12 protein-coding genes are annotated in these 13,263 nt (G+C 60.8%); 3 read left to right on the forward strand and 9 right to left on the reverse strand.

The features are described from left to right. Positions 1-10: 10 nt before the first annotated feature. Positions 11-904, reverse strand: a complete 894-nt coding sequence (locus tag NIBR502773_RS19675) for a glycine betaine ABC transporter substrate-binding protein (protein WP_141156739.1) — start codon at positions 902-904, stop codon at positions 11-13. A gap of 20 nt (positions 905-924) precedes the next feature. Beyond that, a complete protein-coding gene (locus tag NIBR502773_RS19680; RefSeq protein WP_027604862.1) occupies positions 925-1,641 on the reverse strand; it encodes an ABC transporter permease in 717 nt (238 codons plus the stop codon). 331 nt (positions 1,642-1,972) lie between these two features. Here NIBR502773_RS19680 and NIBR502773_RS19685 point away from each other — a divergent pair, with 331 nt between their 5' ends. From NIBR502773_RS19685 to NIBR502773_RS19695, 3 genes are all read left to right on the forward strand, one after another. Then, complete coding sequence (locus NIBR502773_RS19685) at positions 1,973-3,556, forward strand: peptide chain release factor 3 (RefSeq protein ID WP_027604861.1); 1,584 nt, start codon at positions 1,973-1,975, stop codon at positions 3,554-3,556. A gap of 194 nt (positions 3,557-3,750) precedes the next feature. Further along, on the forward strand, positions 3,751-3,996 hold the full coding sequence (locus NIBR502773_RS19690; RefSeq protein ID WP_141156740.1) for a hypothetical protein: 246 nt from the start codon (positions 3,751-3,753) through the stop codon (positions 3,994-3,996). Positions 3,997-4,093: 97 nt separating this feature from the next. Next, positions 4,094-4,354, forward strand: coding sequence for a hypothetical protein (locus NIBR502773_RS19695; protein ID WP_092488983.1), 261 nt, complete (start codon positions 4,094-4,096; stop codon positions 4,352-4,354). Between the two features lie 112 nt (positions 4,355-4,466). Here the strand turns inward: NIBR502773_RS19695 and NIBR502773_RS19700 are convergent, their stop codons facing one another. The 7 genes from NIBR502773_RS19700 to NIBR502773_RS19730 form a co-directional block, all read right to left on the reverse strand. Beyond that, a complete protein-coding gene (locus NIBR502773_RS19700; RefSeq protein ID WP_016971590.1) occupies positions 4,467-5,438 on the reverse strand; it encodes a peptide ABC transporter ATP-binding protein in 972 nt (323 codons plus the stop codon). Beyond that, a complete protein-coding gene (locus NIBR502773_RS19705; RefSeq protein ID WP_065938502.1) occupies positions 5,438-6,406 on the reverse strand; it encodes an ABC transporter ATP-binding protein in 969 nt (322 codons plus the stop codon). The genes NIBR502773_RS19700 and NIBR502773_RS19705 overlap by 1 nt, the downstream gene beginning before the upstream one ends. A gap of 10 nt (positions 6,407-6,416) precedes the next feature. Next, positions 6,417-7,328: an ABC transporter permease subunit gene (locus NIBR502773_RS19710; RefSeq protein ID WP_027604858.1), complete on the reverse strand. Its 912-nt coding sequence runs from the start codon at positions 7,326-7,328 to the stop codon at positions 6,417-6,419. 10 nt (positions 7,329-7,338) lie between these two features. Then, a complete protein-coding gene (locus tag NIBR502773_RS19715) occupies positions 7,339-8,349 on the reverse strand; it encodes an ABC transporter permease subunit (RefSeq protein ID WP_003215992.1) in 1,011 nt (336 codons plus the stop codon). Positions 8,350-8,425: 76 nt separating this feature from the next. Then, positions 8,426-10,021, reverse strand: coding sequence for an ABC transporter substrate-binding protein (locus NIBR502773_RS19720; RefSeq protein WP_027604857.1), 1,596 nt, complete (start codon positions 10,019-10,021; stop codon positions 8,426-8,428). A gap of 80 nt (positions 10,022-10,101) precedes the next feature. Beyond that, positions 10,102-11,499 (reverse strand): OprD family porin, encoded by a 1,398-nt coding sequence (locus NIBR502773_RS19725; protein ID WP_027604856.1) that lies wholly within the window; start codon positions 11,497-11,499, stop codon positions 10,102-10,104. A gap of 171 nt (positions 11,500-11,670) precedes the next feature. Beyond that, positions 11,671-13,215, reverse strand: a complete 1,545-nt coding sequence (locus NIBR502773_RS19730) for an ABC transporter substrate-binding protein (protein ID WP_373682394.1) — start codon at positions 13,213-13,215, stop codon at positions 11,671-11,673. Between the last annotated feature and the right edge of the window lie 48 nt (positions 13,216-13,263).

A 13,263-nucleotide genomic window follows, 5' to 3' on the forward strand; every position in this document is an offset into this window, starting at 1 on the left:
CTTCTCCTTCTTAGTTGATCGGATGTTGGCGCAGGAAATCGGCGGCAACAGCGGATGGGCTTTCATGGTCGACGTCGACCCGCGCGTTCAACTCGCGCATGGTCTTGTCGTCGAACAGCGCGGCCAGAGGCGCAAGGTCTGCGGCCAGCTGCGGGTGCGCGTCGAGGTAAACCTGGCGCACCACGGGGGCGGCGGTGTAGTCCGGGAAATAGTGCTTGTCGTCGGCCAGCAGCTTCAATTTGAACGCGTTGAGGCGACCGTCGGTGGTGTAGACCAGGCCGGCAAACACCTGGCCGTTACGCAGGGCGGTGTAGACCAGGCCCGCGTCCATCTGCCGGGTGTTTTTGCGCGTCAGGTTCATGTCATACAGCTTGACCATGCCGGCCAAGCCGTCGGAGCGGTTGGCGAACTCGGTGTCCAGGGCCACCAGGCGGTGTTCCTTGGTGTCGTCTGCCATGGCGTTGGTGAGGTCGCTGATGCTGTTGATCTCTGGATGCTCCTCGGCCACTTTCTCGGGCAGTGCCAGGGCGTAGGTGTTGCTGAAGCGCGACGGCGACAGCCAGACCAGGCCTTTTTTCGCGTCGAGTTCTTTCACTCGGGCGTAGGACTGTTCGCTGTCGAGCTTCTCATCCACATGGTTGTAGGCCACCAGCGACACGCCGGTGTATTCCCAGATCAGGTCCAGTTGCCCGCTTTCCTGGGCACTGCGCGCCAGGTTGCTGCCCAGGCCGCCGGTCACGCGGGCGTCATAGCCCTTGGTGCGCAGGTACTGGGAGGTGATTTCGGCCAGCAGGGTCTGTTCGGTGAACACCCGCGCGCCAATGCGGATCACGGGTTTTTCGGCAGCTTGCGCAAAACCTGCAAACAGCAGGACGCAGCTCAGTATCAAGGTGAATTTTTTCATGTGTATTCCTTTGCCAAGCCTTAAGACGGACGCAACCCGCGTTCCAGCCAGAGGCGGCTGGCCATGGTCACCAGGCCGTCGAGCAGCAACGCCAGCAACGCGGTGCACGCGGCGCCGAGCAGCAGTTGCGGCTGGTTGTTCAGGGCGATGCCGGGGAAAATCAGGCTGCCCAGGCTATTGGCACCAATCAGGAACGCCAGCGGCGCGGTACCGACGTTGATCGCCAGGGCCACGCGCACACCGCCGATGATGATCGGCACGGCGTTCGGCAATTCGACGCGAAACAGCACCTGGCGCGGGGTCATGCCGATGCCGGTGGCGGCTTCTTTCAGCGAGCCTTGAACGTTTTTGAGGCCTTCGTAGGTGTTGCGCACGATGGGCAACAAGGAGGCGAGGAACAGCGCGAAGATGGCCGGGCCACTGCCGATGCCGAGGACGCCGAGGGCGATGGCCAGTACGGCCAGGGGTGGGACGGTGTTGCCGATGTTGAAGATCTGCATGAAGCGTTCTGCGCGCCCGACCATGTTCGGTCGGCTGAGCAGGATACCGGCGGGGATGCCCACAACGAGGGCGGCCAGCATGGAGACTAGAACCAGGATCAAATGAGCTTGCAGGTAAAACAACAAATCGTCGCGGTACAGTTCGATCGTGTTGATGCCGATCCAGTGGACCAGCAGGGCCAGGAGAGCGACGACAACCACTCCTCCTATCAGCCCTTTGCCATAGCGAATAGCCACAGGCGGACTCCTTTTTTCTTTTGTCGGCGACCACATTCCCGAGCGGCAATGCCATTCCTGGCTGTCGGCGAATAGGGTCGCGAAAAGCAGCTCGCCAATACCGGCAACGCGGTATCAAATCGAGCCATGAGCGCAGCCTCGTCAGGCTAACTTGCTGATTTTTCAGCCCCTGTTACGAGTGCGGTAGCAGGGGAGTGGACGTCTCTACCTTTTAAAAGGTTCCATACTTGGCAGCATTTAGCCACCCCCAATGGGGTGAACGGTGGTCCGGCACCTGCGGTTTGCGCTATACTCGCCGCCCTTTTTTGACTCACCTGCCAGGCGATTTCCCATGACCCACCAGGCCGCCGAAGTCGCGAAACGCCGCACTTTCGCCATTATTTCCCACCCCGATGCCGGTAAAACCACCATCACCGAGAAGCTCCTGCTGATGGGCAAGGCGATCGCAGTGGCCGGCACGGTGAAGTCGCGCAAATCCGACCGCCATGCCACCTCCGACTGGATGGAAATGGAAAAACAACGGGGTATTTCCATTACCACGTCGGTCATGCAGTTCCCGTATCGCGACCACATGGTCAACCTGCTCGACACCCCGGGCCACGAAGACTTCTCCGAAGACACCTACCGCACCCTGACCGCGGTGGACTCGGCACTGATGGTCCTCGACGGCGGTAAGGGCGTCGAGCCGCGTACCATCGCGCTGATGGACGTATGCCGGCTGCGTGATACGCCGATTGTCAGCTTCATCAACAAACTCGACCGTGATATCCGCGACCCGATCGAATTGCTGGATGAAATCGAAGCCGTCCTGAAGATCAAGGCTGCGCCGATCACCTGGCCGATCGGTTGCTACCGCGACTTCAAGGGCGTGTACCACCTGGCCGACGACTACATCATTGTCTACACCGCCGGCCATGGCCACGAGCGCACCGATGTGAAAATCATCGAAAAGCTCGACTCCGACGAAGCCCGCGCCCACCTGGGTGACGAGTACGACCGCTTTGTCGACCAGTTGGAACTGGTGCAGGGCGCCTGCCATGAGTTCAACCAGCAGGAATTCCTCGACGGCCAACTCACCCCGGTGTTCTTCGGCACCGCCCTGGGCAACTTCGGCGTCGACCACGTGCTCGACGCCGTCGTGAACTGGGCACCGAAGCCGCTGGCCCGTGTCGCCAACGAGCGCACCGTGGAACCGGTGGAAGAGAAATTCACCGGCTTCGTGTTCAAGATCCAGGCGAACATGGACCCCAAGCACCGCGACCGTATTGCCTTCATGCGCATCTGCTCGGGCAAGTACGAAAAAGGCATGAAGATGCGCCACGTGCGCACCGGCAAGGACGTGCGCATCGGCGACGCCCTGACGTTCTTCTCCTCCGAGCGTGAACAGCTCGAAGAGGCCTACGCCGGCGACATCATCGGCCTGCACAACCACGGCACCATCCAGATCGGCGACACCTTCACCGAAGGTGAAACGCTGGGCTTCACCGGTATCCCGCACTTCGCCCCGGAACTGTTCCGTCGCGTGCGCCTGCGCGATCCGCTGAAATCCAAGCAACTGCGTCAAGGCCTGCAGCAACTGGCGGAAGAGGGCGCTACCCAGGTGTTCTTCCCCGAGCGCAGCAACGACATCATCCTCGGCGCCGTGGGTGTGCTGCAGTTCGATGTGGTCGCCAGCCGCTTGAAAGAGGAATACAAGGTCGAATGCTCCTACGAGCCGATCACCGTGTACTCCGCGCGCTGGATTGAATGCGCCGATAAGAAGAAGCTGGAAGAGTTCTCCAACAAGGCCGTGGAAAACCTCGCGCTCGACGGCGGTGGTCACCTGACCTACCTGGCCCCGACCCGGGTCAACCTGGCGCTGATGGAAGAGCGCTGGCCTGATGTGAAATTCCGCGCGACCCGCGAGCACCACTAAGGTCTGAGCGCTGCAAAACAAAATGTGGGAGGGGGCTTGCCCCCGATAGCAGTGTGTCAGCCAATATATTCGGGGCAGACAGTACGCTATCGGGAGCAAGCCCCCTCCCACATTTTTTTCTCCTCCAGGCATGGGATTGGCGAGAATCCGGCATCGGGTCTAGCGTTTAACCACCGACTGCAAAGGAGATCACCGTGCGAAATGCTCAACGCGCCATCCCTCTGGTGTTGCTGGCCGTCCTGGGGCTGACGTCCCTTCCGGCACTGGCGGGCGCAGGAGCGCCGCAGTGGAAGGACACGGGGCCGGTCACCAAGAAAAAGCAGAACGAGGTCAACTCCGGCAGTTGGCAACCCCAGGCCCAGCCTGCGCCCAAGGAGGATGCAGAAAACCCTTATAACGAAGGGGAAGACAGCGAAACCTATGACGATGGTGACACCTGACGCGCGAGTGGCATAAAACCAGGATCGGAACTAGCTTAATTCACAGCGACGGTCGAACGCCGGCGCGAGTGATTCACTGACTGGACGGAAATTGACCATGAGTATTTTTCAACGTTTAGTGATGTTGCTAAAAGTGCTGGTGATGTTATCGCTGGGGATCTCCTCTGCATGGGCCAATACCGCAGTGCAGAGCCAGGTCCCAGGGTTTGTGGCGGCGAAAACGGCGCAGGCGGGCGGTTTACAACTGGCCAAGAGCGAGTCGGAGCCCGGTGATGAGGACCAGGGCGGCTCCAAGGATGACGATGACCAACAGGCCCCTGCGGACGATGATGACACTGAGGGTGACAGCGATACCTGAGTCGAGCTGAAAAAAAGCCCCACCTACCGGACTGATGCGCAATCCGACGGGTGGGGCGGTAGAACTCATGTCATGCCCTGGACTGAACCTCCAGGGCATTTTTATTGCTGGGTCAGGCCACAAACTGTTCCGCGTAGTGGCACGCCACCTGGCGGTTATCCAAGGCGCGCAGTTGCGGTTCCTCGCTGCTGCAACGTGCCGTCGCATACGGGCAGCGCTTGTGGAAAGCGCAGCCCGGCGGCGGGTTCAGTGGGTTGGGCAACTCGCCCACGATTTTGATCTTCGGTTTGTTCGGATCCGGATGAATGGTCGGGGTGGCCGAGAGGAGCGCCTGGGTGTACGGATGCAGGGGGCGCGCGTAGATGTCTTCCTTGGGGCCAACTTCCACCGGGCGACCGAGGTACATCACCATCACATCGTCGGCAACGTGCTGCACCACCGCCAGGTTGTGGGAGATGAACACGTAGGCGGTGTTGAATTCCTGTTGCAGGTCCATGAAGAGGTTGAGCACCTGGGCCTGGATCGACACGTCCAGCGCCGAGGTAGGTTCATCCGCCACCAGCACTTTCGGTTGCAGCATCATCGCGCGGGCCAGGGCGATCCGCTGGCGCTGGCCACCGGAGAACATGTGCGGGTAGCGCTGGTAATGCTCAGGGCGCAGGCCCACTTGCTTCATCATCGCCTGCACTTTCTCGCGGCGTTCGGCGGCGGACAGGTTGGTGTTGATCAGCAGCGGCTCGCCCAGTTGATCACCGACCTTCTGGCGTGGGTTCAACGAGGCATACGGGCTCTGGAACACCATCTGCACGTCTTTGCGCAATTGCTTGCGCTGGGCCTTGTCGGCACCGGCGACTTCCTGGCCGGCGATTTTCAACGAGCCCGAGGATGGCTCTTCAATCAGCGTCAGCGCACGGGCCAGGGTGGATTTGCCGCAACCTGACTCGCCTACAACCGCGAGGGTCTTGCCGGCTTCCAGTTCGAAGGACACGCCGTTGAGGGCACGCACGGTGGCGTGGCCCTTGAACAGGCCACGGGACACTTCGTAATGACGGGTCAGGTCGCGGGCGGTAAGAACGACGGCCATTACGCCACCTCCTGGTTCAAGGGGTAGAAGCAGCGCGCAAGGCTGTTGCTTTTCGGATCAAGGCCGGGCCGCTGGGCACGGCAGCTTTCCTGCACATACGGGCAGCGTGGCGACAGCAGGCAACCCTGCGGGCGGTCATAGCGGCCGGGCACGATACCCGGCAGCGTGGCCAGGCGCGTGGCGCCGAGGCTGTGCTCGGGGATCGCCTTGAGCAGCGCTTCGCTGTACGGGTGCGCCGGGATATCGAACAACTGCGGCACCTGGCCGACTTCCACGGCTTGGCCGGCGTACATCACGCACACGCGCTGGGCGGTTTCAGCCACCACTGCCAGGTCGTGGGTGATCAGCACCAGGCCCATGTTCTGCTCTTTTTGCAGGGCCAGGAGCAGGTCCATGATCTGCGCTTGAATGGTGACGTCCAATGCCGTGGTCGGTTCGTCGGCGATCAGCAGTTTCGGCTCGCCGGCAATCGCCATGGCGATGGCCACACGCTGGCTCATACCGCCGGACAACTGGTGCGGGTAGGCGTCCATACGGCTGGCGGCGCCGGGGATCTCGACTTTTTCCAACAACTCGATGGCGCGCTTGCGGGCTTGCTTGCCGGACATTTTCAGGTGCAGGCGCAGCACTTCTTCGATCTGGAAACCCACGGTGTAGCTGGGGTTCAGCGCGGTCATCGGGTCCTGGAACACCATCGCCAGGTCTTTACCGACGATCTGGCGGCGCTGGCGGTTGCTCAGCTTGAGCATGTCCTTGCCGTCGAAGTTCAGGGCGTCGGCGGTGACGATGCCAGGGTGCTCGATCAGCCCCATCAGCGCCATCATGGTCACGGATTTACCCGAGCCCGACTCGCCAACGATCGCCAGGACTTCGCCCTTGTCGACGGCAATGTCGAGGCCATCGACCACCGGCACGGCGGTCTTGTCGCCGAAGCGGACGTTGAGATTCTTGATTTCTAACAGTGACATGGGAATCTCCTCAGGCGGCGTTCTTGAGTTTCGGGTCCAGCGCGTCGCGCAGGCCGTCACCCATCAAGTTGATTGCCAGCACGCTGAGCAAAATGGTCAGGCCAGGCAGGCTCACCACCCACCAGGCGCGTTCGATGTAGTCACGGGCCGAAGCCAGCATGGTGCCCCACTCGGGGGTTGGCGGTTGTACGCCAAGGCCAAGGAAGCCCAGGGCCGCGGCATCGAGGATCGCCGAGGAGAAACTCAGGGTGGCCTGTACGATCAGCGGGGCCATGCAGTTGGGCAGCACGGTGATGAACATCAGGCGCGGCAGGCCGGCGCCGGCGAGGCGGGCGGCAGTCACGTAGTCACGGTTCAGCTCGCCCATCACCGCAGCGCGGGTCAGACGTACGTAGGACGGCAGCGACACGATGGCGATAGCGATCACGGTGTTGATCAGGCCAGGGCCGAGGATCGCGACAATGGCAACCGCCAGCAGCAGCGAGGGCAGGGCCAGCATGATGTCCATCAGGCGCATGATGGTCGGGCCGAGCAGGCGCGGGAAGAACCCGGCGAACAGACCCAGCAGGATGCCCGGGATCAGCGACATCACCACCGACGACAAGCCGATCAGCAAGGACAGGCGCGAGCCCTGGATCAGGCGCGAGAGCAGGTCGCGGCCCAGTTCGTCGGTGCCGAGCAGGAACTGGATCTGCCCGCCTTCCAGCCATGACGGCGGGGTCAGCAGGAAATCGCGGTATTGCTCGCTGGGGTTATGCGGCGCTACCCAGGGGGCGAAGATCGCGCAGAACACGATCAGCAACATGAACAGCAGGCCGGCAACCGCGCCCTTGTTCTTGGAAAAGGCTTGCCAGAATTCTTTGTACGGCGACGGGTACAGCAGGCTTTGATCGACTGCTGACACTTGAGTAGGTGTGGTCATGGTCATGATCTCAGCGCTGGTGACGGATGCGTGGGTTGGCGAAGCCGTAGAGGATGTCCACCACGAAATTCACCAGGATCACCAGACAGGCGATCAGCAGGATGCCGTTTTGCACCACCGGGTAGTCCCGCGCGCCGATGGCTTCGATCAGCCATTTGCCGATGCCGGGCCACGAGAAGATGGTTTCGGTCAGCACCGCACCGGCCAGCAGGGTGCCGACTTGCAGGCCGACCACGGTGAGTACCGGGATCAGCGCGTTACGCAGGCCGTGCACGAACACCACGCGCGCCGGCGACAGGCCCTTGGCCTTGGCGGTGCGGATGTAGTCTTCACGCAGCACTTCGAGCATGGATGAACGGGTCATCCGCGCGATCACTGCCAACGGGATGGTACCGAGCACGATGGCCGGCAGGATCAGGTGGTGCAGCGCATCCCAGAACGCGTCCGGCTCGTCGGCCAGCAGGGTGTCGATCAGCATGAAGCCGGTGCGCGGCTCGATGTCGTAGAGCAGGTCGATGCGCCCGGACACCGGGGTCCAGCCCAGGCTCACGGAGAAGAACATGATCAGGATCAGGCCCCACCAGAAGATCGGCATCGAATAGCCCGCCAGGGAGATGCCCATCACCCCGTGGTCGAACAGGGATCCTCGCTTGAGTGCCGCGATCACCCCGGCCAACAGGCCCAGGATGCCGGCGAACAACAGGGCGGCCATGGACAGTTCCAGGGTCGCCGGGAAGAGGGCGGTGAACTCGGTCCACACGCTGGTACGGGTACGCAGGGATTCGCCAAGGTCGCCGTGGGCGAGCTTGCCGACGTAGTCCAGGTATTGCGCGTACAGCGGCTTGTTAAGGCCAAGGCGTTCCATTGCCTGTGCGTGCATCTCGGGGTCGACGCGCCGCTCGCCCATCATGACTTCGACAGGGTCGCCAGGGATCATGCGTATCAACGCAAACGTGAGCAACGTGATGCCGAAAAACGTGGGGATCAATAACCCCAGTCGGCGGGCAATAAAACTAAACATCTTGTGGTGTACCTCAATCAGCCGGTTAGGCAGGTTCGGCACCGTCCTGGTGGGCGGTGCCGAGCGTTTCTCTTATTTACTTCACCTGGGTGGTGGCGAAGTTATTGTTCGTCAGAGGGCTTTGGGTATAACCCTCGACGTTCTTGCGCATGGCGGTGAACATTTTCGGGTACGCCATGGGAATCCACGGTTGGTCCTTGTCGAAAACCTCCAGGGCTTGTTGATAGAGTGCGGCCCGCTGCTGGGGTTCAGCGTCGGCGCGGGCCTTATCGATCAAGTCCTGAAACTCTTTGTTACACCAGCGGGCGTAGTTTTCGCCGTTTTTCGCTGCATCGCAACTCAGGTTCGGCGTAAGGAAGTTATCCGGATCGCCGTTGTCACCGGCCCAGCCGGCGGAAACCATGTCGTGCTCGCCGGCTTTGGCGCGCTTGAGCATTTCGCCCCATTCCATGACCTTGATATTGACCTTCAGGCCGATCTGCGCCAAATCCGCCTGCATGCGCTGGGCGCCGAGCATCGGGTTCGGGTTGGTCGGGCCGCCGCCGTTACGGGTGAACAGGGTGAACTCGGTGCCTTCCGGTACACCGGCTTCCTTGAGCAGGGCACGAGCCTTGTCCAGGTCGCGTTCAGGGTTTTTCAGCTTGTCGTTGAAGCCCAGCAGGGTCGGCGGATACGGCCCGGTGGCATCCACTGCGTTGCCTTTGCCATACAGGGATTCGTTGTAGCCTTTCTTGTCGAACGCGATGTTGATCGCGTGACGCACCCGCGCGTCGCTCATGTATTTGTGGGTGGTGTTCAGGGCGGTGTATGCGGTGGTCATCGCCGCCAGTTCGGCGACCTTCAGGTTCGGGTCTTTCTTGATGCTGGGAAGGTCGTCGGGCTTGGGATACAGCGCGATCTGGCATTCGTTGGCCTTGAGCTTCTGCAGGCGCACGTTGTTGTCGACCGCAATGGCCAGGATCAACGGATCGGCCGGAGGCTTGCCACGGAAGTACTCCGGGTTGGCCTTGAAGCGCACCTGAGCGTCCTTCTGGTAGCGCGTGAAAATGAACGGGCCGGTGCCGATCGGCTTGCTGTTGAGCTCTTCGGTCTTGCCGGCGGCAAGTAGCTTGTCGGCGTACTCGGCGGAGTGGATGGCGGTGAACGGCATCGCGACATCGGCCAGGAACGGTGCCTCAGGGCGGGTCAGGGTGAAGACCACGGTATGGTCATCGGTCTTCTCCACGCTCTTGAGCAGTTCCTTGAAGCCCATGCTTTCAAAGTACGGGTAGCCCACGCTGGATTTGTTGTGCCACGGGTGTTTCGGGTCCAGTTGACGCTGGAAGCTCCAGAGCACGTCGTCGGCATTCATGTTGCGCGTGGGTTTGAAGTAGTCGGTGGTGTGGAACTTGACGTCGTCGCGCAGATGAAAGGTATAGGTCAGGCCGTCGTCACTGATTTCCCAGGAAGTGGCGAGCGCTGGCACGATCTCGGTGGTGCCGGGCTTGAAGTCCACCAGGCGGTTGAACATGGTTTCGGCGGCGGCATCGGCGGTGACGGCCGTGGTGTACAGGACCGGGTCAAAACCCTCCGGGCTGGCTTCGGTGCAGACCACCAGGGGTTTGGCCGATACGCCGATAGCCACGCTTAACAGCGCAGCGGCAACGGCAGCTTGTAGCGGGAGCATTTTCATTCAGAGCCCTCTGCAATCGATGGGACCAGACAAGCGTAGACGGCAGGCTCGTCCTGAGCCTGCCGTCTACCTGGTGCTAGTTAAAGAATGTTGAACGGGATGGTGGTAACCAGGCGGAACTCTTTGATGTTGCCGTCAGCCTGTTGTGCGCTGGCGCGGTGAGTCACGTAGGTGCCACGGATGGTGGTGGCCTTGAGTGGGCCGCTCTGAATCGCGTAGGACGTGCCAACCCCGTATTCCTGGTGTTTCTCGCCGTCCATCAGGCGCAGGTCGCTACGCGAAGCGCCGGCTTCACCGTAGGCGGTACCGTTGTAGTGAGTACCGTCGATGCCCCAGCCGCGCGCCGAGTAGACGTTGAACTTCAGGCCCGGCACGCCGTATTCAGCCATGTTGATGCCGTAGGCGATCTGGAAGGACTTCTCGTTCGGGCTGTTGAAGTCGGAGGTCAGGGAGTTGGCCAGGTAGATGCCGTTGGTTTCGTGCAGGTAGTCGAAGTACTCGTCACCGTTAACTTCCTGGTACGAGAAGGTCAGGCTGTGGGCCTGGTGGGTCAGCCCCAGGGACAACGAGTAAGTGTCGTTGTCGATGTTGCCCATCTTCTTGCTGCCGGTGTCGGTGGTTTTGTAGTAGTTCAGGCCGGTGGTCAGTGCCAGGGTCTGTGCATCACCCAATTCGTGGGTGGCACCGAAGTAGTACTGGTTCCAGAAGTCTTCGACGTTAGCGGCGAACACGCTGGTTTTCAGGCTCTTGAACGGCTGGTAGTTGAAGCCCAGGGTCTTGACCTTGTCGGTTTCCTGGCCATTGCCGTACTCGGAACGGAATTTCGACAGGCTTTGTTCGGTACGCGGCGAAACGCGATCAAAGATGCCGCCCTGGAACGACAAGTTGCTGAACTCTTCGCTGTTGAAGCTCACACCCTCGAAGCTCGAAGGCAGGGCACGGTTGCCGATGGTATCGACGATTCCGCTGCTGAAGTTCTGGCGACCGGCGGTCAAGGTGGTGTTGGACACGCGGAACTTGACGTTCGCCAGGCCCAGTTTGCTCCACTGGCCTACTGCATCGCCGTCGGAGTCAGCCAGGGTACGGTTGGAACCGCCCTTGATATCACGCTTGCTGCGGTCCAGGACCACGGCGTTGTAAGCCGCGACTTCGGTCGCCACCCCCACGGTGCCTTGGGTGAAGCCCGAGGAGTAATTGAGGATGGTGCCTTGTACCCAGTTTGTGCGGTTTGCGTCGGTGCGCGTCTGATTGTGTTTCTCATAGGAGAAACGCTGGCCACGGAATTTCTTCTCGCTGGAGTACCAGTTACGGGTTGTACCGCCCAGGCTTTGACCGTCAATAAAGCCTTTGGCCTCGCTTTGGGCGCTGGCGCCGGCCAATGTGGTCGGAACGAAGTCCTGGCTGGCGGGCTCAGCATAGGCGGTGGCCGTGATGCTGCTGATGGCCAAGGCCAGAAGCGCTTTGCTGCTCAGTTTCATGGGTTGAAGCTCCTTTGGTTCTCTTTTTAATGCCGGTCTTTTTTGGTGATCCGGCTATTGGGTGTGTAACTCGATCAAGCTGTTGCAAACGTTTGCCGTAGGAAATTTCCCAATAAAAGGCTGCACGTTTGCGAGAGAGCCAACTTCGCTCCCTGCAATCCGGTTATTTTCTTATGGGTTAATGCTGACGCCCGAGAACACGTTGCGGCCGAAGGGGCTTACTTTGAAGCCTTCGACTTTGGTGCTTAACGGCTGGTTGACCGTCGAGTGGGCGACGGGTGTGATTGGCACCTGCTGCTTGAGCAGTTGCTGTGCCTGTTTGTACAGAACAGTCCTTTGTTCGCGGTCGGTCACGACCTTGGCTTGCTTGATCAGCTTGTCGTACGCCGGGTCACACCACATGGAGTAGTTGTTCCCGCCGATGGCGTCGCAGCTGTAGAGGGTGCCCAGCCAGTTGTCCGGATCGCCGTTGTCGCCGGTCCACCCGATCAGGCTGACATCGTGCTCACCGTTCTTGGTGCGCTTGATGTATTCGCCCCACTCGTAGCTGACGATCTTGACCTTCAGTCCGATCCTGGCCCAGTCGCTTTGCAGCATCTCGGCCATCAGCTTGGCGTTGGGGTTGTACGGCCGTTGCACCGGCATCGCCCACAGGGTGATCTCGGTACCTTCCTTCACGCCGGCGGCCTTGAGCAGTTCCTTGGCTTTTTCCGGGTTGTAGGCGGCGTCCTTGATGCTGTCGTCGTAGGACCACTGGGTCGGCGGCATGGCATTGACTGCCAACTGCCCCGCGCCCTGGTACACGGCGTTGAGGATGCTCTGCTTGTTCACCGCCATGTCCAGCGCCTGGCGCACTTCGAGCTGGTCGAAGGGCTTGTGGCGCACGTTGTAGGCGATGTAGCCCAAGTTGAAGCCCGGCTTGGTCAGCAGTTGCAGGTTCGGGTCGGCCTTGAGCGCGTCGACGTCGGCCGGGCGCGGGTGCAGGGTGACCTGGCATTCGCCGGCCTTGAGTTTTTGCACGCGCACCGAAGCGTCGGTGTTGATGGCAAAAATCAGCTGGTCCAGCTTGACCTTGCTCGGGTCCCAGTACTGTTTGTTGCCCACATAGCGGATCTGCGAGTCCTTCTGATAGCGCTGGAAGACAAAGGGGCCAGTGCCGATCGGCTTCTGGTTGATGTCGCTGGGCTTGCCTTCCTTGAGCAACTGCTCGGCGTATTCGGCCGACAGGATGGCGGCAAAGCTCATGGCGATGTTCTGCACGAACGCAGCATCGACCGAGTTCAGCGTCATCACCACGGTATGCGGGTCGGTTTTCTCGACCTTGGCGATGTTCTTGTTCAGGCTCATCCCGTTGAAATACGGAAACTCGGTGGGGTAGGCCTTGCGAAATGGATGGTCGGGGTCAAGCATGCGATTGAAGGTGAACAGCACGTCGTCGGCGTTGAAATCCCGCGTCGGCTTGAATTCCTTGTTGCTGTGGAACTTCACTCCTTCACGCAGGTGAAAGGTGTAGGTCAGGCCGTCTTCGGAAATGTCCCACTTGGTCGCCAGCCCAGGTACGACGTTGGTCGCTCCCTTTTCAAACTCAACCAGGCGGTTGTACAGCGGCTCGGCCACATCGTTATCGGTGGCGGTGGTGTACTGCGCGGTGTCGAACCCTGCCGGGCTGCCTTCGGAGCAGAACACCAGGCTCTTCTTGTCGGCCGCCTGGCCCATCGTGGCTACGGCCAGCAGGCTGGTGCCAAAAATTGCGGATAGAACGGT

Origin of the sequence: Pseudomonas sp. NIBRBAC000502773, from assembly GCF_006517195.1 — a bacterium.
GTDB classification, from domain to species: domain Bacteria; phylum Pseudomonadota; class Gammaproteobacteria; order Pseudomonadales; family Pseudomonadaceae; genus Aquipseudomonas; species Aquipseudomonas marginalis.